The sequence below is a fragment of the Streptomyces sp. NPDC001153 genome, assembly GCF_053598315.1.
Window position 1 is genome coordinate 61,298 of sequence record NZ_JBSFJZ010000031.1, and the last position, 18,473, is coordinate 79,770.

The following is an 18,473-nucleotide window of genomic DNA, read 5'->3' on the forward strand; positions in this document are numbered from 1 at the left end:
GCGGCCGGAGGATGCGTCATGTCCGAGATCATCTGCCGCAGAATCGACGAGCAGACGCCGAGGGAGGGCGGCGAGGTCGGCGAGCGCGTGCTGGTCGACCGGGTCTGGCCGGAAGGTCTGCGCCGGCAAGGCGCACCGCTCGACGAGTGGCTGCGGGAGGTCGCACCCTCCATCGAGCTGCAGCGCTGGTACGGCCACCACCCCCAGCGGTTCGATGAGTTCCGCCGCCGCTATCTCACCGAACTGGGCGATCAACGGCACAAATACGCAGCTGCCCGGCTTCGGGACCTGGCCCAACACCGCAGCCTCACCCTGCTGACCTCCACCCAGGACATGGACCACAGCCATACCGCGGTCCTGGCCGAATGGCTCACCGAACCCGGCTCTCACGATGAGCGGCGCCCGGATGCCGCCCTTCCCGAGCACGGACGCACCGCTCCCGGTTCCCGGCCGCCCGGACATCGCGCGGCGGTCTCCGCCGCGGTGGCCAATCTCAACGCGGGCGCACTCGCGTTCGTGATGGGCACCGGCATCGTCTCCACGGCCCTGTACGTCAACGGCGCCGACACCGCCTCCGCCGTACTGCTGTGGGTGGCCCTGGCCGGTTATGCCGTACTGGTGCCCGCCTACGGCTGGCGGCTGCTGCGCCGGCGCGAGCGGTTCGTCGCGGATCTCCTCGGGCCGCGTGCCTTCGCGTTCCTCACCCTCGCGATCTCCTCGAACGTGCTGGCTGCTCGCTTTGTGCCGGCCGGACACACCGCGGTCGCCGGGGCGTTCCTGGCGTTCGGGACGCTGGGGTGGGTGGTGCTGGACTACGGCATCCCGCTCGCGCTCATCACCACGCTGAAGCGGGGCCCCTCGCTGGACCAGGTGAACGGCACCTGGTTCCTGTGGTCGGTGGGATCGGAGTCGGTGGCGGTCGCGGCGGCATCGCTGGCCCGGGTGACCTCGGGACACGCACTGGCCGTCCTGGCAGTGGTGTGCTGGGCCGTCGGCCTGATGCAGTACCTGCTGACCGCCGCGCTGGTCCTGGCCCGGCTGCTGGCCCGGCCGGTGCAGCCGGAAGGCCTCATGACGTCCGTATGGATCTTCATGGGGGCGGCGGCGATCGCCGTACTCGCCGGAGTCCGGCTGATCGCACTCCATCCAGGCACCGCGATGTTGTCGCGCCCGCTCGTCATCGGGACGTCCGTCGTCCTGTGGGCGTTCTCAAGCTGGCTGATTCCGCTCCTGCTGGCTCTGGGCGTTTGGCGGCACGCGCTGCGCCGTATCCCGCTGCGCTACGAGCTCGGCTGGTGGAACCTCGTCTTCCCGGTCGGCATGTATGCGGTCACCACGCATGAGCTGGGACGCGCGACCGCAACCTCGTGGATGACGAGCGTGGGCCGCTGGGAGGTCTGGATCGCCGTGGTGTTCTGGGCTGTCGTGTTCGCCGCCATGGTGGCAGCCAGACTCCGGGCCCGCCCCACGAGCACGCACGGATCCGCCGGTGCGCGGCAGACGGCCCGCCCGCAGAGCAAAGCCTCGACGGCAACCGGGGCGCTGCCATAGGCACGCGTTGCGGTGCGGCGCGAACCCGGCTGCCCGTCGGCAGACAGCCGGGTTCGCGCGACGCGTCCGTGTCATGCGGAGCGTTACACGGGCCCTGTCAGCGGCGGGCGCGCTCACGCTGCCGGACAGCATGGCGCAGGGAGTGCCAGGCGACCACCGCCCAGGCGGCGACGAGCAGGGCGTACAGGACGACGGCGATCCAGACGAACAGCTGCGAGCCGGTACGAGCAGCGAGCGCGCTCGTGCCGGTGACGCACGCACCGAGGGGGAAGATGAAGGACCACCAGGTGGCTGCGAAGGGCAGCCCTCTGCGGATTTCCCGTACGGTCAGCGCCGTGGCCAGTACCAGCCACAGCAGGGCGAAGCCCCAGATCCCGAGCCCACCCAGGAGCGCTACGACACCACTCCCGCGCGCGTACGGGGCAGGCAGCGCGCTCGGCGACGCCGTGGCCAGCGTCCCCAGCGCCGTCACCGCCTGATCCAGCGCCCCCACGCCGATCCACATCGTGGGCACCACCGCACCGCCGGGCGCGTCATGATGCACCAGGCGGCTGTAGACCATGGCCAGCACCAGCAGGACCGCGACCAACCCGAGCCCGAGCATCGAGTAGCAGCACAGCAGCAGGGCCAGCCGCACCTGCCCGGCCGGCGCCCGCGGGATGAGCAGCGCGCCCGTCGCGGCGGAGACCAGCGGCGGCACCACCGGTAGCAGCCAGCCGCCGAACGCCGCGTCCGGCGTGAAACGGTGCCGCGTGACCATGAGATACGGCACCGTGCAGGCGGTGGCAAGACCCAGTACCGTACCGGCCGACCACAGCACCCAGTCCGCATCCACCGCCGCACGCTCCCCGATCAGCCGCCGGCCGAGCAGCAGCGTCCCGGCCCCGACGGTGAGCACAGCCATCGGCGGCGCCCCGAAGAACTGGGCCAGTACCGGATCACCGGCATGCACCCGCAGCGCGCGCTGCCCGGTATAGCTGACGGCGAGCACGATCAGCAGCAGCGCGGTCCCCGCCCAGACCACCGTGGCGGCCTCGCCGAGCCCGGGGAAACCGCGCGGCAGGGTGGCGGCCGCGACGGCGACGATCCCGCTGCCCATGACGGCGGCGAACCAGCCGGGACCGAGCCGGCCACGCTTCCTGCCGTTCGCCTCGTCCGGCTGATCGCGTACAAGCACGGATGATCTCGGGGCCGAGCCGACCGCGGACGCTCTCGGGGCCGGGCCGACCTGGGACGGAACCGCTCGGCTGGTACTGGGGTGGGGTGTCACGGCGCGGAGTGCCTTCTCTTGGGGTGTCGGATTCGTCACCGTCCACGACCAGCCACGGTGACGGGCCGGCCGACTGACCGGGCCGCACCCAGCAGCTCAGGGACGCGGCCGAGACCATCGGCCCATTGGCGCCCTCGACGCTATGGCGAAGCGCGGCTCCCGCCACAGAACAGCACGCGCCATGACGCCCTCACACCAGGACATCGAGCACCGTGCAGGCCCGTTGCCGGGTGCCGGCCCGATGCCCCGATGTCCTTGTCCGAGCGTGTTGTGGCCACACCTGTGGCCATGACGAGACGGCAAGCGACCGCTGAACACGGGCGAGGCGCCGAAGCCCGATGCCTCGTTCCACACCACGGAAGGCAGCAGCATGCCGCAGGGACGCGGACGACAATCGGCACGGGAGCGGCAGAGCATCGCCGGGCGGATGATGGTGTCCACCGATGTGGGCCCCAGTCCGTCCGGGAGGCGCACGATGAAGGACAGGCCGTCAGGCAGGAAGCCGCTCCTGGTGACCGTGCTGGTCTTCCCCGGCGTACGGCTGCTCGACGTGACCGGACCGATCGAGGTGTTCACGACAGCCAACGAATTCGGCGGCCGCTACCGCGTACGCACGGTCTCCCCCGACGGCGCCGACGTGGTCACCGCAGCCGGCACCGGACTGCGCGTCGACCTCGCTGCCGCGCAGGTACAGGCGGCCAGCGATGTGGTCGTCATCCCCGGCGGCCCGGAGTGGCCCTCCCTCATCAAGGACGACGCGCTGCTGGACGCCATGAGAGGGCTCGACGCACGCGGCTGCCGCACGGCGTCCATCTGCACCGGCGCCTTCCTCCTCGCCGCGGCCGGACTGCTCGACGGACGCAAGGCGACCACGCACTGGCGCTTCGCCGACCAGCTCGCCCTGCGCTACCCGAAGGTGACCGTGGAAGCGGACGCCCTGTTCGTACGCGACGGCCACATCATGACCTCCGCAGGCGTCACCTCGGGCATCGACCTCTCGCTCGCCCTGGTCGAGGAGCACCTCGGCGCCGACGTCGCCCGCGCCGTGGCCAAGGACATGGTCGTGTTCATGCAGCGGCCGGGAGGCCAGTCCCAGTTCAGTGTCCGCACCCACACCCCGCGCGCGAGACAGGAGATGCTGCGCCGGGTCCTGGACGCGGTCGCCGAGGACCCGTCCGCCCCGCACACCCTTGCCGCCATGGCGCGCCGGGCAGGTGTGAGCACCCGCCACATGACACGCCTGTTCCACGACGAGATGCACACGACCCCGGCCCGCTACGTCGAGCAGGTCCGCATGGAGGCCGCCCAGGCGATGCTGGAAGACAGCGACGACCCCATGGCCACGGTGGCCCGGCGCACCGGCTTCGGGTCACCGGAGTCCCTGCGTCGAGCCTTCACGCGCAACCTCGGCATCACGCCGGGAGCCTACCGGGCACGCTTCCGCACCACGCACACCGGAGTCGACGGCAAGGGCGCCTGAGCCCTGGAGGTATACGGCGAGCACAGACAATCGCCGAAGTCCGACAGGCCGGCCGTGCCGGACGAGGCCAGCCAGGCCTCCTCGGCAGTCCGTCCCAAGCACCGGCTCTGCGAGCGCGGCCCGCCACGCGGGCGCGCCGAAACGACCGGCGAAGTACTGCGTCTCGTGCACGACCTGCTGGTCGGCGAATTCCATGACCTCGCCGAGTACGAAGGCGCACCGTCGTAGACGGTGACGCATTCGCTCACCCATACATGCGCGTGGCCGGTGACGCGCAGGAGGGTGAAGCGCTGGTCGGCCGGATACCCGCCGCGTTGTCTCGCGGCCCCGGAAACGTTCGCCCGCCTGCCGATGGTCCAGCATCGCGTCCGCAGCCTGGATCGAGTGCTCGCCCTCGATGTCACCTCGTCCGGAAGCGTGTTCCTTCCTCCAACGGCCTGGTGGGCGTTCGGCTCGAAGGTCCGTATCCGAGTGCCTCACGGCAGTTTCTCGGGCCATGGGGCGACGCAGGGAGAGCGCTGGGACGGTGGGGGCGTCGGATCCGGCGCCCCGGAATCTCGACAGGAGGCAGCGGCTTGGCAGAGAACCGGACGGTCCCGGGCGTGGCCGGGACCGATCACGAGCAGTTGCGGGCGTTCGATGAGCCGGGGGCTGCGTCGGCAGGGCGGTCCGCCTTGCGCGAGCACTTCTTCGACCGGCCTGCCCTCGAGGTGGCTTCCGAACTCCTGGGGGCTCTCGTGGTCTCGCGCTCGCAGCGCGGCGTGACGGCGGTGCGTATCACCGAGGTGGAGGCGTACGAGGGGCCCGATGACCCGGCCTCGCACGCGTTCCGGGGCCCGAACCGGACCAATCGAGCGGAGTTCGGGGCCCCGGGGACCTTCTATGTGTACCGGACGCACGCGGTGCATCGGTGCCTGAACGCCGTCTGCGGGCCCGGGCGGCGTCCCGCTTCGGTGCTGCTCCGCGCCGGCACCGTCGTGGAGGGACCAGACGTCGCGCAAGAACGCCGGGGGCCTGGGGTACGGGCGCGCGATCTGGCGCGCGGCCCGGCCAACCTCGCGCGAGTGTTGGGCATCGCCGATCTGCATCATGACGGACAGTCAGCATGCGACGCAGCGGCGGAGTTGTTCCTCGCGGAACCCGCCGGGGGCGTCTCGTCCGCGCGGGTCGGTCGGGGGCCGCGGACGGGGGTGGGCCGTGCTGCTGCACCCGGTGCGCCTGCTGGTCGTCCACGTGCACCGGGTGCGCTGCGTCGGCATCGTCCCGGTCGGCGTAGCTGTCCGCGCGGGCGCGGGAGTCGTCGGCTGCCTGGGTGAACGCATCCTGGAGGTGACGCAGCCGCTCGGCCGTGAGATCGACGGCTTCCGTCCGTTTGGGGCATCCTCACCACCGTCCAGAGTGGATGTGCGAGCCGGCACACCCTCCCGTTGACCACCCGCCGGTGATCACGCCACGGACGACCACGCCCATCCACCTGCGGCAACAGGGGCTCTATTCGCTCCCACGCCGCGTCCGTCAACTCACCTCGACCTGCCACAAGATCAACGAATCAGGGTGCTCGTGCTCGGACTCCCGCGCGGGGTCCGTCACGAACCGGCTCAGCCGGTAGGTGGTCGGCAGCGCCAGGCGCCCGCACAGCGTGTCGATCCGGATCATCGGCCCGTCGACTCCTGCCTCCCGAAGACGGCGCAACTGCGTACCCAGCTCCGCCTTGTCCCGAGTCTCAAAGAGCACTTCCCACCGCCCCACGTCCGGCGCGGTGCGAGCAGCCTGCCACTGCCTCTCGGCATCTTGTCGCCGCCTTCTTTTCCCCTGTCCTGGCACCAGCCCAGAGTCACTGGCCAGCGTCAGGACCGCAAGGCGATTGGACCGAGCATGCACGTTACTGCTCAGTGAGCATTCGTCAGACAGCCCCTGAGCAAGATCGTGTTACGAGCTCGTAGGCTCGGGATCACCGCAGGCTTGAAGGGCTGCGATGGCGCAGGGGGTGGCGGATGCCTCATCGGAGGAACCGGATCTGTGGGTAGCGGGGTGAGGGGTGCTCGAGCAGGTGGTTGTCGAGGTGGCGTAGATGAAGGTCGAAGAAGGCTCGTACGTAGTCGCGTTGGGTGTGGATGGCGTGGTGCGGGTCGAGGGTGCCGATTGCCTGCGTCACCTGGCTGGGCGTCAACCTGAGGGCGGGCGCGGCTTGGGGTAGCAGTGTTTCCAGGTCGGTGAACGAGGTGTGGGTGGAGCCGATGAGAGCCAGTTCGCGTTTCCAGCCGTACTGGCTGGTCCAGAACTGATCCCAGCTGGGGTCTTCCGGGCCTGGGCCGGGGTCGCTGCCGAAGAGAAGGAATGGCCGGTCGGTGCCGTCGGTGACGGGTGGCAGGAGGCTGCCGTCCAGGTTGGCCCCGGCGCGCAGGCGCCGGTCGGCGCGGATGGCTGCGGCGGCTGTGGCGCCGCCGAGGGAGTGGCCGAGCATGCCGACGAGGGACAGGTCGAACGCGCCGGCGAGGGTGGGGGGCAGGGGTCGCCGTCCGGCGTCGGTGTTGTGTCCGGCGTTGAGCGCGGTGAGCTGGTCCAGCACGAACCGGGTGTCCGCGGTGCGGACAGCGAGGGCCTTGGCGATCAGGGCATCGTCGATGTCGCCGGTGATGGCGAAGGTTTCCACCCGGCCGCCGGGAAACTCGACTTGGTCGGCGTCGTGGGTGTGGTCGATGGCCACGACCAGGTAGCCGTGGCTGGCCAGTTCCTCGATCAGAACAGTGCCGAGGCTGCGGTCGCTGCGCAGGCCCGGTGAGTACAGGACGACCGGCCTCCCGCACCGGACACGGTCCACCGGTGCGGCCAGGTGGGCGTGCGTGGTCGGCGGCAGCAGCGTGCCGGGCGGGATGCCCTGTTCCCGCTCGAAGAAGGGGACGGCGCCGGGTGACATCCACGGCGCCGGCGGGTGGCCATGGGCGGCGCGTGCCGGGTACCAGAGCTGGATCATGAGTTCCCGAGCCGGGCGGGAATCCTGCCAGGGGTCGACGCGCGCCCGGTCGACCAGGTGCAGGGAGATCGTACCCAGGGGATGCGGACCGGTTGGTGCGGGCAGGGTAAGCCGCACCGGAGTCGGCGTGGGGTTGGCGGCGACCGGCGAGTTCGCGGCGGGTCGCGGCTGGGCGGATGCCGTCGTGGCTATCGGGACGGCGCCGATGGCTGACGCCACGGCGGTACCGAGCAGTGCTCGGCGGGTCAGGAGCCGTCTCTCGTTCAACATGGCCAGAATGTAAGGGGACCTTTCCATCAAGACAGGGTTGCTTGACTTCATGGAAAGGGGACCTTACATTCCTCGCATGGCAAAGCAGGTACAGCAGGACCATGTGACGCGCGCGGCCCGCCGCGCTGTACTCATCGACGGCATACCGGTGTCCGCTTTGGGCGTGATAGCCCTGGCGCTGGGCAGCAACCCCCATCAGAGCACCGCCCAGAAGGCCTGGTGGATCGCGACCACCGCCGTCTTCACCCTCGCGATCGCCTGGGTGCTGCTGCGGGCATTCCGGCGCGCGGACGAATACCTGCGCAGGATTCAGTTGGAGAGCATGGCCATCGCCTTCGCCGCAGTCCTCGTGGGGCTGCAAGTGGCCACCCTGCTCGATGCCGCAGGCATCATCCAGCTCCACCAGCTCGCGCAGTTGATCCTCCTCGGCGGCGTGGCAATCTGGATGACAATCGCGGACCTGCGTACCCGCCTGAACCGGTGACGGCGCGTTGTGAAGAACCGACTACGCGAACTGCGGGCAGCTCGCCGGTGGAGCCAGGCCGACCTGGCCGACCGGTGCCACGTCTCTCGGCAGGCCATCAACGCCATCGAAACCGAGCGGTACGATCCCAGCCTGCCTCTGGCGTTCACCATCGCCGACGTCTTCGGCCTGACCATCGAGGAAATCTTCCGTCCCGATCGGACCGAAACGACGGACAACCCGGCCCCGCGTGGACGTCGATGACGACGGCCTGCTCTGGGCCGGGGAGACCGTTCAAGCTTCGGAGAACTGCACCATCCGATTGATCGTGCTGAAGGACGGAGGCTCCGCTGCGGCCCGACAGACCGTGCTGGAGACCTTCCACCGGCTCGGCACCACGGGCGAGGGCATCGAGCAGTTCCGGATGGTCGCGCTGGACATCCCGCCGGAAGCAGACATCCAGCGGATCCGCAAGCTGTTGGAACACGGCGACGAGAAGGGTTGGTGGCACTGGGAAGAAGGATGTGTCACTGCCGCCTGGAGAGCCAGTGCAGGCACTGAGGACGATTGAGCGCCGCCTTGACTGCTCGCGTCAGCAACCGGACGCGAGAGGGTGGGGAATTGGCTGACCGTCGACACGCTTTCCCGGGCTCGGTCGCAAGCATGGCAAACCCTGGCTCCTCCACTGACGTAGCTCCTTCGGCAACGGGGTACGTGGCTCGACGTATGTCGACGGACAGAGCCCTCGATCCGTCAATTTTCGGTGCCACTGAGCTGCCACGCATCGGGGCCTTCATGAAGCTACGGCCAGATCCCTGAAAACGGCCAGGGTGGCTCTTCGTTCCCCAGCCGGTTGACGTCCGCAATGTGGCGGTCTGTCCTGCGGTGTTCAGCTGCTGCCGCGTGACGTACGCCGTGCGGCGGCGGCCTGTTCGCGGACGTATGGGTCGGAGTCCGCCTGGAGCCGGTCGAGCACAGCAGCGATGGCGGGATCGCAGGCTCTGCGGCGTGGTAGCGCCCTAGGGCTATGGCGACCCAGGCGCGGATGCGGGTGTTGCTGTCGTCCGCAAGGCGAAAGATCTTTGGCAAGGCCCCAGGTTGACGGAGGAATCCGAGGGAACTGAGTGCGGAGACACGTACTTGAGTGGACGGATCAGCCAGCAGGCCAACCAGCACGTCCACGGCCACCGGGTTCTTACCGTGACTGCCGAGCGTGCCTACGACCGTGGACCGGGTCCGCTCGTCGGGGTCCTGGGCTGCCTGCATCAGCAGCGGAAGATCGGCGGGCTCGGGTACGTACCCGAGCAGCCAAATGGCTGCCCTTCGCGGGTCGTTGTCGGGCGCCTCAGCCCATGACACAAGGATGGAGCGTGCAGCAACGGGGTCCTCTCGTGCGAATACGGAGAGCGTTGTCGTGAGGTCGTCCTGGTCGTCTCACCCAGGTCGCGGGAGTGGGCACGCAACAGGGTGGCCAGAGCAACGCGGCCGGCCGTCGCGGCGAGTATGCGGGCCAGCACGCAGCGGCCGTACCAGTTTCCCGCTTGCAACGCAGCCTCCAGATGCGCCTCCAAGCGAGGAATCAGCGCTGTCTGCTGCGCGGCTACGAGCTGCTCTTCCATGTCGTGGAGGGCATCGAGATCGCAATCCGGATCTGCAAGGCCGACCGCGAGGTCGTCAAGGAGCGCGCTGAGATCATTGGCCGACCGCTGGTCCTCCACGCTGTCCCCCTCATGAGCTTCCCCAGCGATGCCGAGTCCCCCGGGGCAACCTCCTGGCGTCGCCGCCACCACCTGAGCCAGCGATGTGGGGAATGTCGGAGAGCATATCTGTCCCTTTCCTGGGCTCTGTCCGCAGTTCCGTGAAGGCCATCAGTTTGGCCATGGAAGGACTGTGAGCTCCGGCCACTCGTTCTTCCAACGGTCCGCCTTGGTCTCATAGACCTCCCGCGGGGCAAGGACCGGGTTGGGTCGAACGACAAGGTTGAACACGTCGGAGAGCCCGTGAGGCGCATAGACGCGCCATTCTGCATCGGGTTCCAGCCGGACGCCCAGACAGCACGTCGTCGCAGCGAAGCAGTCGATCGCGGACTCTGTGGACTCGTGCGGCGGACAGGGCACCCCGAACTTCCGCTCATACCAAAGATGCACGCGGGCCTCGTTGCGGATCTCCACCCCGGCCGGTAGCCCGGCGAACACCTCCTGCCCTGCCTTGATCACGGCGTCCTCCGCCTTCCAGGACAGGTCGGTGCCGTCGAAGTAGAAGATGTCGTAGTCCTTGATGCCGCTGGTCGGGGGCCTGCCGTTGACCACGTTCCACACCGTCTGGAACAGGCAGCCCGCCGTCACATACCAGCCGGGCAGCTCCAACGTCGCCGCCCTGGTCATTACGTCCGCCAGGACCTCGTTCTGGGAGAGAACGGACCGCAAGCCATCGAGTTGCTCAACGAGCGGGAGTCGACCAAGCATCCGCACTCCTTATCACGATCAGTCGCTCTCACAAGGCGCGTTGGCCGCGAGCAGGCGCCCCAGTCCGAAGGGCGAGCAAGGTCAGGGGTTCTGAGCGGTCCGGAACGCGAGATACCGGCTGAAGGCTCCGGCCGGCGCCCCGGGGTGACGGTGCGCGGCTCGGTCGCCAGCCCCAGCGCCTCGCAGACCTCAGCGGCCACGATCTCGTTGTAGAGCGCGGAGGCGGCGACGGTGTTCTCGTGCAGGGCCGTGGTGTGGATCGAGCCCCACTTCCCGTCCAGGCGCTGCCCCTTCACGGACACAAGCAGATGGTCATGGAGCAAGGGTCGCCCGGAGCGTGCCTCGCAGTGGCGGAAGCGGGCGGCGACCAGACCGCCGGGCGGCCGCACCCGGTAGATGCCGTCCTTGCCGTACCGGATCACCGCCGCTTCGTCCTCGATCCACTCCAGTACCCGCTCGATCGCGCGCTCGTGCGCGGCCTCGATCACCCGCCGGGTCTCCTCATCTCCCAGCGCCCACAACAGGTAGATCGTCGGCTGCGGCCGGAAGACGAAGTCGACACCGGTCACCGTCACCCGGCGTACCAGGGCGCCGGCCTTGAACGCCTTCTTCGGGGAGTCGCCCTTGGGCCGTTGCAGGACCGTACTACCTGCTCTTGATCTGTACGCGCTTGATGTTCACCGGCAGCCTCGGAAAGCCGTCTCCCGGCCCGTTCTGGTCGTCCTCGCCGCCCGCCGCGATCTTCTGGAGCACGTCAAGGCCGGCGGTGACTTTGCCGAACGGCGTGTAGGCGGGCGAGAGTTTGGTGTCCTTCCAGACGAAGAAGAACTGGCTTCCGTTGGTGTTGGGCCCAGCGTTGGCCATCGCCACCGTCCCGGCGGGATAGGTCGCCCCGGTCAAGTTCTCGTCGGGGAAGGAGTAGCCCGGTCCGCCGCTCCCGGTGCCGGTCGGGTCGCCGCACTGGAGCACGTAGATGCGCGCGGTGGTGAGCCGGTGGCAGTGTGAGCGGTCGAAGTAGTCGCGCCGGGCGAGGAACTTGAAGGAGTACGTGGTGCAGGGAGCCTTGTCGGTCAGTGCCCGGAAGGTGATCGCGCCCTGGCCGGTGCGCAGCGTCGCGCTGTACGGCTTGGCGGCCTTCACCGGGTCGAAGACCGGTATCCCCTTGAAGTTGTCTGCGGGAACGGCCGGCGTGTAGGTGCAGGCGGCCGACGGCGCGGCAGAGGGCGGATTGCCGGCTGCGGCCTGCGTCGCAGTGCCGAGGAGGAGCAGGGCGGAGGCGGCGAGAAGCGCGCTTGGCTTACGGAGCACGAGACGGTTCCCTTCGGGTCAGCACCGTATGGGTATGTCATGGACGCCTCATCCTGCCCGCTCCGTCGCCCGGGTGAAACCCCTGCGGACGCCACTGCAAGCCGAGCGCGTGGAACAGCTCGCGGCGCAGGTCGCGGGTGGAGGGCCGGGCCCGGAACGGTCGGCGGGTTCAGCCCTGCAGCGTGCCTCCGGCCGGGTGGACGGTCTTGGGGTGCCTGGTGCCGTGCCGGTGGTCGGTGAGCGCGGCCAGCAGCTCGGAGGGTTCGGGCTGCTGGTGCTCGCTGAGTATTCGAGGTGTTCCACACCGAGGTCAACGCGGATGCCTTCGCGCTCCGGCGGGGTGCGGGTCTCCTTGCCGATCGGGTGACGCCTGCTGACGGCGGTATGCCAGCCGTAGCGCTCGTCCATACGAGGGCGGGCGCGCCGGATCCGCTCAGCGTCACGGCCGCGGCGAGCACGTCGCCCTCCAGGCGCTGCACCCGGACGTCCAGCGCCTCGGCCAGGCCTGCGCCGACCAGGACGTCGGCGACGCGCTGCAGGTACGGCTGGACCTGACGGGCGCGCAGTTCTGTGGCGGCGCTGGCAAGGGGGGGTGGTTGCACCGCGGTCGGGTAGCCGAGACGGGTGGCGGCCTCCTCGGGGGTCGGGTCCGGTTCGGCCTGCACCAGGTCGGCGATCCGCTCCCCGCGCCGCCGGGGCAGGGCCCGCGCGGCCGCGGCGTAGGACAGGCCCAGGCACTCCTGGACCGTTGCGAGGGTCACCGCCGGGTCCTCGTCGAGCAGGTCGCCGACCCGGGCGGAGATCTCGTGAAGCTGCCGCCGCGACCGCCGGCGCTGGATCCGTACAAGGCGGTGATCGACGGGGCCCTGCGGGCGGACCTGGATGCGCCGCGCAAGCAGCGGCACACGGTCACGCGGATCTTCCACCGTCTCGTCGAGGAGCACTGCGCCGATGTCTCCTACCAGATGGTCCGGCGCCACGTCGCGGACCGGAAGCCGAAGATCCTGGTGGAGTCGGGCAAGGCTCCGATCGAAGCGTTCGTTCCGCAGACCCACCAACCCGGCATGGAGGCCGAGTTCGACTTCGGTGGCGTCAGCGTGCGGCTCGCCGGCGAGCTGGTGACCTGCTACCTGTTCTCCTTCCGGCTGTCGTACTCGGGCAAGGCGGTCCACCGCGTTTTCGCTTCCTGCGGTCAGGAAGCCTTCTTCGAAGGGCACGCGCACACCCTGCGGATGGTGGGCGGTGTCCCCCGCAAAGGTCCGCTACGACTGTGAGGATGATCAGGTGCCGCTCCGAGCGGTGGCCCGACTCGCGCTACGACTGGCCTCGTGCCCTGAGTGTTGATCTGTCGGTCATTGCCCGGGGCGGCGCCAGCTGCCGCCGGGTAGGGGATGTGTCCCGATAGGGGCCTTCGCGACAGGCACCGTCACAGTCTTGACCTCCCCGGCCCGGCGACGGCCACTGGTTCCGAGGCGATCAGGAGACAGAGGACCTTGCCCAGCATCAGCCAGCCCGCTGCCCCGTGTCACCTCCCGGCCTACGCCGCGGAGGAGGTCCTGCTCGGCGTCGACACCCGCAAGGATGTCCATGCGGCGGCTGTAGTTACCGTCCTCGGCGTCACCTTGGGCGGCCGCACCTTCCCGGCAACCACCGAGGGGTATCGCCAACTCGTCGCCTGGGCCGGCTCGTTCGGCACCGTGCGACGAGCCGGGGCGGAGTGCATCGGATCCTACGGCGCCGCGCTGGCCTGCCATTTGCGCGCCGAGGGCATCGAGGTGACCGAGGTCAATCAGCCCGATAAGGCCGTACGCCGGCCTCGCGGCGAGACCGACGCCATCGACGCCGAGGCGGCGGCCCGCGCAGTGCTGTCCGACCGCGCGACCGCGACCGCGAGCGACGGGCCAGTGGAGACGTTACGGCTGCTCAAGCCGGCGAAGGGTTCTGCGATCAAGTCCCGGACCCAAGCCTTCAATCAGCTCACGAGCGTCCTGGTCTCGGCCGATGCGATTCTGCGCGAGTCGCTGGCCGGGCTGAGCAACCCACGCCTGTTCAAGCGGTGCGCCGAGCTGGGCGGCTCGGAGGCCGCGGGGCCGGCAGGCACCGCCCGGCACGTCCTGAAACTGCTGGCCCGCCGCATCCAGCACCTGACCGAGGAGATCGACGACCTGAACAAGCGCATAGCCCAGGACGTCGAAGCGAGCGTCCCCGGCCTGCTCGATGTGCCAGGCGTCGGCCCGGACAGCGCCGCCGCCTTCCTGGTCTCAGCTGGCGACAACCCCGAGCGCCTCACTAACGAGGCGTCCTTCGCGGCCTGGTGCGGCACCAGCCCCGTCGAGGCATCCTCCGGCAAGACACAGCGACGCCGCTTCAACCGCGGAGGTGACCCCCAGGCCAAGGCCGCCCTCTACCGGATCGTCCTCAGCCGCCTGCGCTGGGACGACCGCTCCCAGGACTACCTGCGACGACGGCTGACCGAAGGCAAGGCCCGCCGGGAGATCATCAGGTGCCTCAAGCGGTACGTCGCGCGCGAAATCTATCGGCTGATCATCCCCACAAGGACAGCTGCTGAACGCGCGGTCTCCGCTGGAGCCGTGAGTTGACATCCATAGGGGCATCAACCGAAGGCCGCCATCGCCCGGGTGCTCGGACTCAGCCGCTCAAGGGCCTGCTGCATCTGGGAACGAGGAAGTCCGGGGTACTGGTGCGTGCCCAGGGCGCCGGCTACCGGGCCGCCCCGGCCTCCTGATTGGCGGAGCGGTTCCTCGGCAGCTCCACTCCACAACCGGAGGCCTTCACCCGTCACCCGATTCAGACGGTGTCAGAGCACAAACTCGACCAACTTGCCTGGGCAGTACAGCTAACCCAGCTCCACCGCCAGCATCCCGGTCTGCCGGGAATCGGGTGTGGTGTGCGTCCAGCCTCGGTCCGAGGCGGCACTGCTCCAGCGCCGGCCGTCGAATGTCACGGATGTGGCGTGCAGCGCGGTGGCGTGGCAGAGCAGCCACAAGGCGAGGGACCAGCCTGTGGAAGCCTGCTCGGTCGCAATCGGGAAGCTGACGCTGTCGCCGCCGGTCGCGGGCAGGACGACCGGCGCGTCGCCGAACTCCCGCCGGACGGCTGCCGCGACACCGCTGCCGTCACCGGCCTCGCTCACGGCGCCCGCCGCGCTGCTTGCTGTGTCGGAGGGAGCCGGATCGGCCCCACTCACCGTGCAGTTCAGCGCCGGCCCCTCCCGCCCCGTCAGCACGTCGGCCAGCGTCGCCGCCATGGCCTCATGTGATGCGTAGGCCTCCGGGTAGCCGCTGTGCTGGACTCGCTGCGCGGCGACGGTGACCGGAAGGCCGAGATAGTCGGGCACCTTGACCAGCGCGTCGAAGAACTTGCCCGACGCGTAGACGGGGTCGCGGATCTGGGCGGGACTGCCCCAGCCCTGGGACGGGCGCTGCTGGAACAGGCCGAGGGAGTCGCGGTCCCCGTACGTCAAGTTGTGGAGTTTGGACTCCTGGATCGCGGTCGCCAGGGCGATGGTGACGGCACGTTCCGGCAGGCCGTGCGCGTGGGCCACGGCCGCGATGGTCGCGGCATGCGACGCCTGGTCCAGATCGAGCGTGACCGTCGTACCGTCCGGACCATGCGCCGTGCACTCGTCGGGAGTCGCCGAGCGGATGAACCGGACGGCGAGATAGCTCACGAGCGCCAGAACCACGCTCACCCCGATCAGTACCGCCCACGCCTTACGGCGCCCCCTCCTGCGTGCCGCCACGCCGACCCTCCTCTTACCTGGCCTCGGCTACAGTTCAGTTGCGTTGTTGCGCAACCATATAACCCTGTTGGCCGAGTCCCGGAGCGGGAGTCGAGGGGGTGGACCCGATCGAGGGGGAAAACATGACTGGTCGGCGTGGACCGGCGAAACTGGCCGTGCGGCCGGGCCGGCCGGGACGCCTGAGCGACCGGAACCTGGAGCTGGTCCTCCTGGTCGGCGCCATCCTCGTATGCTGCTACGGCTATGCGGAGACGGCCCTCGCCGTCAGCGGCAAGCTGCCGCCGAGTATGGCGCTGACATGCCTGACGGCGGCCGTGATGCCCGTGGTGTGCCATGTCACCGTACGCCGGTTCGCGCCGCACGCCGATCCGCTGATCCTGCCCCTGGCCACCCTGCTCAGCGGTCTGGGTCTCGTCCTGATCCACCGCCTGGACATCGCCTACGCGTCGCATTACCACCACTCGACGGCCGCGGCATCGGGCCAGCTGATGTGGTGCGGCATCGCGGTGGCCGTGTTGGCCGCGGCGGTGGCACTGCTCACGGACCACCGCAGGCTTCAGCGCTATCCGTACGTCACCATCACCGCAGGGCTGGTCCTGCTGATGGCGCCGGCCTTCTATCCCGGCGACGTCTACGGCGCCAAGCGATGGATCTTCATCGGCCCGCTGTCCTTCCAGCCCGGCGAGTTCGTGAAGATCGTCATCGTGGTCTTCTTCGCGGGATACCTGACACTCCGCAGGGACGCCCTCGCGCTCGCCGGACGGCGTTTCCTCGGCATGTATCTCCCGCGCGGGCGGCAGCTCGGCCCCGTCGCGGCCGTATGGATCCTCAGCCTGCTCGTCCTGATCTTCGAGCGGGACCTCGGCACCTCGCTGATCTTCTTCGGCCTCTTCGTCATCATGCTGTACGTCGCCACCGAGCGCACCAGCTGGGTCGTGTTCGGCGTCGCCATGTTCGCCGTCGGCGCCTTCGTCGTCGGTTCCTTCGAACCGCACGTCCACGGCCGCGTCGTCGCCTGGCTGCACCCAATGGACATCTTCCTGCCACCCGACAAGCGCCCACCGGGCCTGGTCTCGGACCAAGCCGCCCAGGCCCTGTTCAGCTTCGGCTCCGGCGGCATCCTCGGCACCGGCCTCGGCGAAGGCCATCCCGAGCTCATCGGTTTCGCCGGGCGCAGCGACTTCATCCTGACCACGGTCGGCGAGGAACTCGGCCTGACCGGGGTCACGGTCGTCATTCTGCTCTACGCCCTGCTCGCCGAGCGCGGCCTGCGTACCGCCCTCACCGTCACCGACCCGTTCGGCAAGCTGCTCGCCGGCGGCCTGGCCTCGGCGCTCGTCCTCCAGGTCTTCGTCGTCGTGGGTGGTGTCACCGGGCTCATTCCGCTCACCGGCAAGGCGTTGCCCTTCCTCGCCCAGGGCGGCTCGTCCATGGTGGCCAACTGGCTGCTGGTCGCCATCCTGATCAAGGTCAGCGACACCGCCCGCCGCCCGCCACCAATACCGGCAGCGGACGTCAGCGCCGCCGAGACCCAGTTCGTACGGCCGTGAGTCCGGCATCCTCTTCGGCGACAGAGCGGAGGGACCGATGTTGTTCGACGTGAGCCCCCCGGACCTGCTCGTCCTGGGAATCATGATCATCCTGCTCTTCGGCCCCGACAAGCTGCCCGAGGTCATACAGAAAGTGACCGGGTTCCTCCGCAAGGTCCGCGAGTTCTCCGAGGCCGCCAAGGAAGACGTCCGCTCGGAACTGGGACCGGAGTTCAAGGACCTCGAGCTGGAGGACCTGCACCCGAAGACGTTGGTGCGCAAACACCTCCTCGGCGGCGAGGGCGACGGCCTCGGGATCGAGGAGATCCGCTCCGCCCTGGATCCGAGGGCGGAGCTGGCGGAACTGGCCGACGCGGTGAACGGCGAGCCGGGCGAATCGACCGAGCGGGCCGCGCGAACCCAGCCGACCGGGCGGGCCGGGGGTGGGTCGAGAGGAGCGGCCTCGCCGGAGCCGCCCCCCGCGCATGCCTACGATCCCGACGCCACCTGAGCCACGACGAGTGGTCAGGCGGACTGGGCTGCACCGAGCGATCAGGGACACCGCGGAGGCCCGGCCTGTCCCCTGCGGGATACGGCGGACGACCGGCCCGTCACCCGAGGGACACGGCTGTGCGCCGCCCCATCACCCGAAGGCGAACGGGCCGCCCCTCGACGGTGGACGGAAACGCACCGGCCCCTGACCCGAGGAGGAAAGCGTGCCCCCTCGCCCCGCGTGGCAGCCGCTGCCACACCGGCTGAGGCGGACGCCCCTCACCCTGGCGTGAACCAGCCGACGCCCGGCTCAGCTTGAGCGGACAACACCCCTTACGCCAACGTGAAGTACGCGAGGCTGCCCAGGCCCGCCCCCGAGCAGTAGATGGCGAACGGGATGAGAGTGCGGTTCTCGAAGTAGCGGACGAGGTAGCGGGTGGCGAGGTAGGCCGGCACGAAGCCGGCGACGCTGCCCGCCAGCAACTGACCGCGCAGGCCGTCGCCCTGGGAACCGAGCAGCGGGGGCAGCTTGAGCAGTGCGGCGCCGCCGATCACCGGCGTGGCGAGCAGGAAGGCGGAGCGGGCGGAGTCCTCGTGGCCCAGGTCCTTGAAGATCCCTACGCTGATCGTGGAGCCGGACCGGCTGATGCCAGGCAAGAGGGCGAGGATCTGGGCCGCGCCGATCGTCACGGCCTGCCGGATCGTCCGGGTTATCCGCAGGTCCGACTGCTCCTCCGCCCACAGATGCTCCTCCCCGGGGGGCGGTCATGGCCCGGCCCGCCTGCGGCCGGTGCCGCCGCGCCGCAGCCGCTCGGTGACGAAGAGCACGATGCCGTTGAGCGCCAGGAAGATCGCGGTCGGGACGGGCTTCCCAAGCGTCGTGCGGAACACCTTGTCGAGCGCGACGC

Annotated in this window: 21 protein-coding genes and 1 pseudogene; 11 read left to right on the top strand and 11 right to left on the bottom strand. The window is 69.6% G+C overall.

Annotation, left to right across the window (positions count from 1 at the left end; translation table 11 throughout):
- Positions 1-18 precede the first annotated feature (18 nt).
- The gene (locus tag ACWDEN_RS30965) at positions 19-1,551 is read left to right on the top strand and encodes an SLAC1 family transporter (RefSeq protein ID WP_450861103.1); all 1,533 of its coding nucleotides are present in this window, start codon (positions 19-21) and stop codon (positions 1,549-1,551) included.
- Positions 1,552-1,648: 97 nt separating this feature from the next.
- On the opposite strand, the gene ACWDEN_RS30970 is transcribed toward ACWDEN_RS30965, so the two are convergent.
- Positions 1,649-2,728 (bottom strand): TDT family transporter, encoded by a 1,080-nt coding sequence (locus tag ACWDEN_RS30970; protein WP_351623141.1) that lies wholly within the window; start codon positions 2,726-2,728, stop codon positions 1,649-1,651.
- A gap of 568 nt (positions 2,729-3,296) precedes the next feature.
- Between ACWDEN_RS30970 and ACWDEN_RS30975 the strand changes: the two genes are divergently transcribed.
- The 3 genes from ACWDEN_RS30975 to ACWDEN_RS30985 are packed head-to-tail and all read left to right on the top strand — an operon-like array spanning position 3,297 to position 5,617.
- Positions 3,297-4,301 carry a GlxA family transcriptional regulator gene (locus ACWDEN_RS30975; RefSeq protein ID WP_107100545.1) on the top strand — a complete coding sequence of 335 codons (1,005 nt, stop codon included), beginning with the start codon at positions 3,297-3,299 and terminating at the stop codon, positions 4,299-4,301.
- A gap of 54 nt (positions 4,302-4,355) precedes the next feature.
- Positions 4,356-4,529 (top strand): hypothetical protein, encoded by a 174-nt coding sequence (locus ACWDEN_RS30980; protein ID WP_351623145.1) that lies wholly within the window; start codon positions 4,356-4,358, stop codon positions 4,527-4,529.
- A gap of 26 nt (positions 4,530-4,555) precedes the next feature.
- The gene (locus tag ACWDEN_RS30985; RefSeq protein ID WP_450861106.1) at positions 4,556-5,617 is read left to right on the top strand and encodes a DNA-3-methyladenine glycosylase; all 1,062 of its coding nucleotides are present in this window, start codon (positions 4,556-4,558) and stop codon (positions 5,615-5,617) included.
- A gap of 92 nt (positions 5,618-5,709) precedes the next feature.
- Here the strand turns inward: ACWDEN_RS30985 and ACWDEN_RS30990 are convergent.
- The 3 genes and pseudogenes from ACWDEN_RS30990 to ACWDEN_RS31000 form a co-directional block, all read right to left on the bottom strand.
- Positions 5,710-5,838, bottom strand: a pseudogene (locus tag ACWDEN_RS30990) (transposase); the annotation flags it as partial.
- Positions 5,817-5,957, bottom strand: coding sequence for a hypothetical protein (locus ACWDEN_RS30995; protein ID WP_450861108.1), 141 nt, complete (start codon positions 5,955-5,957; stop codon positions 5,817-5,819). The pseudogene ACWDEN_RS30990 and the gene ACWDEN_RS30995, both read right to left, overlap by 22 nt.
- A 343-nt stretch (positions 5,958-6,300) precedes the next feature.
- Entirely contained in the window at positions 6,301-7,545 is a 1,245-nt protein-coding gene (locus tag ACWDEN_RS31000) for an alpha/beta hydrolase family protein (RefSeq protein ID WP_450861110.1), read from the bottom strand.
- A gap of 76 nt (positions 7,546-7,621) precedes the next feature.
- Between ACWDEN_RS31000 and ACWDEN_RS31005 the strand changes: the two genes are divergently transcribed.
- Genes ACWDEN_RS31005 through ACWDEN_RS31015 form a run of 3 tightly spaced genes read left to right on the top strand, consistent with a single transcriptional unit; the run spans position 7,622 to position 8,579 of the window.
- A complete protein-coding gene (locus tag ACWDEN_RS31005; protein WP_351623153.1) occupies positions 7,622-8,029 on the top strand; it encodes a hypothetical protein in 408 nt (135 codons plus the stop codon).
- 9 nt (positions 8,030-8,038) lie between these two features.
- Positions 8,039-8,272, top strand: a complete 234-nt coding sequence (locus ACWDEN_RS31010; RefSeq protein ID WP_351623155.1) for a helix-turn-helix transcriptional regulator — start codon at positions 8,039-8,041, stop codon at positions 8,270-8,272.
- The gene (locus ACWDEN_RS31015; protein ID WP_351623157.1) at positions 8,259-8,579 is read left to right on the top strand and encodes a DUF4265 domain-containing protein; all 321 of its coding nucleotides are present in this window, start codon (positions 8,259-8,261) and stop codon (positions 8,577-8,579) included. Before ACWDEN_RS31010 ends, ACWDEN_RS31015 begins: the two co-directional genes overlap by 14 nt.
- A 230-nt stretch (positions 8,580-8,809) precedes the next feature.
- Here ACWDEN_RS31015 and ACWDEN_RS31020 read toward each other — a convergent pair whose 3' ends face one another.
- The 4 genes from ACWDEN_RS31020 to ACWDEN_RS31035 form a co-directional block, all read right to left on the bottom strand.
- Positions 8,810-9,367 (bottom strand): HEAT repeat domain-containing protein, encoded by a 558-nt coding sequence (locus ACWDEN_RS31020; protein ID WP_450861113.1) that lies wholly within the window; start codon positions 9,365-9,367, stop codon positions 8,810-8,812.
- Positions 9,368-9,876: 509 nt separating this feature from the next.
- Positions 9,877-10,473: a nucleotidyltransferase family protein gene (locus tag ACWDEN_RS31025; RefSeq protein WP_450861115.1), complete on the bottom strand. Its 597-nt coding sequence runs from the start codon at positions 10,471-10,473 to the stop codon at positions 9,877-9,879.
- On the bottom strand, positions 10,392-11,111 hold the full coding sequence (mobF, locus tag ACWDEN_RS31030) for a MobF family relaxase (protein WP_450861185.1): 720 nt from the start codon (positions 11,109-11,111) through the stop codon (positions 10,392-10,394). The genes ACWDEN_RS31025 and mobF overlap by 82 nt, the downstream gene beginning before the upstream one ends.
- 7 nt (positions 11,112-11,118) lie before the next feature.
- On the bottom strand, positions 11,119-11,781 hold the full coding sequence (locus ACWDEN_RS31035) for a peptidylprolyl isomerase (protein ID WP_450861117.1): 663 nt from the start codon (positions 11,779-11,781) through the stop codon (positions 11,119-11,121).
- 596 nt (positions 11,782-12,377) lie between these two features.
- Between ACWDEN_RS31035 and ACWDEN_RS31040 the strand changes: the two genes are divergently transcribed.
- Together ACWDEN_RS31040 and ACWDEN_RS31045 are read left to right on the top strand one after the other, a co-directional pair.
- Positions 12,378-13,055: a hypothetical protein gene (locus ACWDEN_RS31040; protein WP_450861119.1), complete on the top strand. Its 678-nt coding sequence runs from the start codon at positions 12,378-12,380 to the stop codon at positions 13,053-13,055.
- Positions 13,056-13,274: 219 nt separating this feature from the next.
- Positions 13,275-14,381 carry an IS110 family transposase gene (locus ACWDEN_RS31045; protein WP_450861121.1) on the top strand — a complete coding sequence of 369 codons (1,107 nt, stop codon included), beginning with the start codon at positions 13,275-13,277 and terminating at the stop codon, positions 14,379-14,381.
- Positions 14,382-14,638: 257 nt separating this feature from the next.
- Here ACWDEN_RS31045 and ACWDEN_RS31050 read toward each other — a convergent pair whose 3' ends face one another.
- Positions 14,639-15,544 carry a heavy metal transporter gene (locus tag ACWDEN_RS31050; RefSeq protein WP_450861123.1) on the bottom strand — a complete coding sequence of 302 codons (906 nt, stop codon included), beginning with the start codon at positions 15,542-15,544 and terminating at the stop codon, positions 14,639-14,641.
- 122 nt (positions 15,545-15,666) lie between these two features.
- Between ACWDEN_RS31050 and ACWDEN_RS31055 the strand changes: the two genes are divergently transcribed.
- Both ACWDEN_RS31055 and ACWDEN_RS31060 read left to right on the top strand, forming a co-directional pair.
- Positions 15,667-17,094, top strand: a complete 1,428-nt coding sequence (locus ACWDEN_RS31055) for an FtsW/RodA/SpoVE family cell cycle protein (RefSeq protein WP_351620220.1) — start codon at positions 15,667-15,669, stop codon at positions 17,092-17,094.
- Positions 17,095-17,131: 37 nt separating this feature from the next.
- Entirely contained in the window at positions 17,132-17,584 is a 453-nt protein-coding gene (locus ACWDEN_RS31060; protein ID WP_351620223.1) for a sec-independent translocase, read from the top strand.
- Between the two features lie 314 nt (positions 17,585-17,898).
- Here ACWDEN_RS31060 and ACWDEN_RS31065 read toward each other — a convergent pair whose 3' ends face one another.
- Both ACWDEN_RS31065 and ACWDEN_RS31070 read right to left on the bottom strand, forming a co-directional pair.
- The gene (locus ACWDEN_RS31065; RefSeq protein WP_450861187.1) at positions 17,899-18,309 is read right to left on the bottom strand and encodes an undecaprenyl-diphosphate phosphatase; all 411 of its coding nucleotides are present in this window, start codon (positions 18,307-18,309) and stop codon (positions 17,899-17,901) included.
- A gap of 21 nt (positions 18,310-18,330) precedes the next feature.
- Positions 18,331-18,456 carry a hypothetical protein gene (locus tag ACWDEN_RS31070; RefSeq protein WP_351620226.1) on the bottom strand — a complete coding sequence of 42 codons (126 nt, stop codon included), beginning with the start codon at positions 18,454-18,456 and terminating at the stop codon, positions 18,331-18,333.
- Positions 18,457-18,473 lie beyond the last annotated feature (17 nt).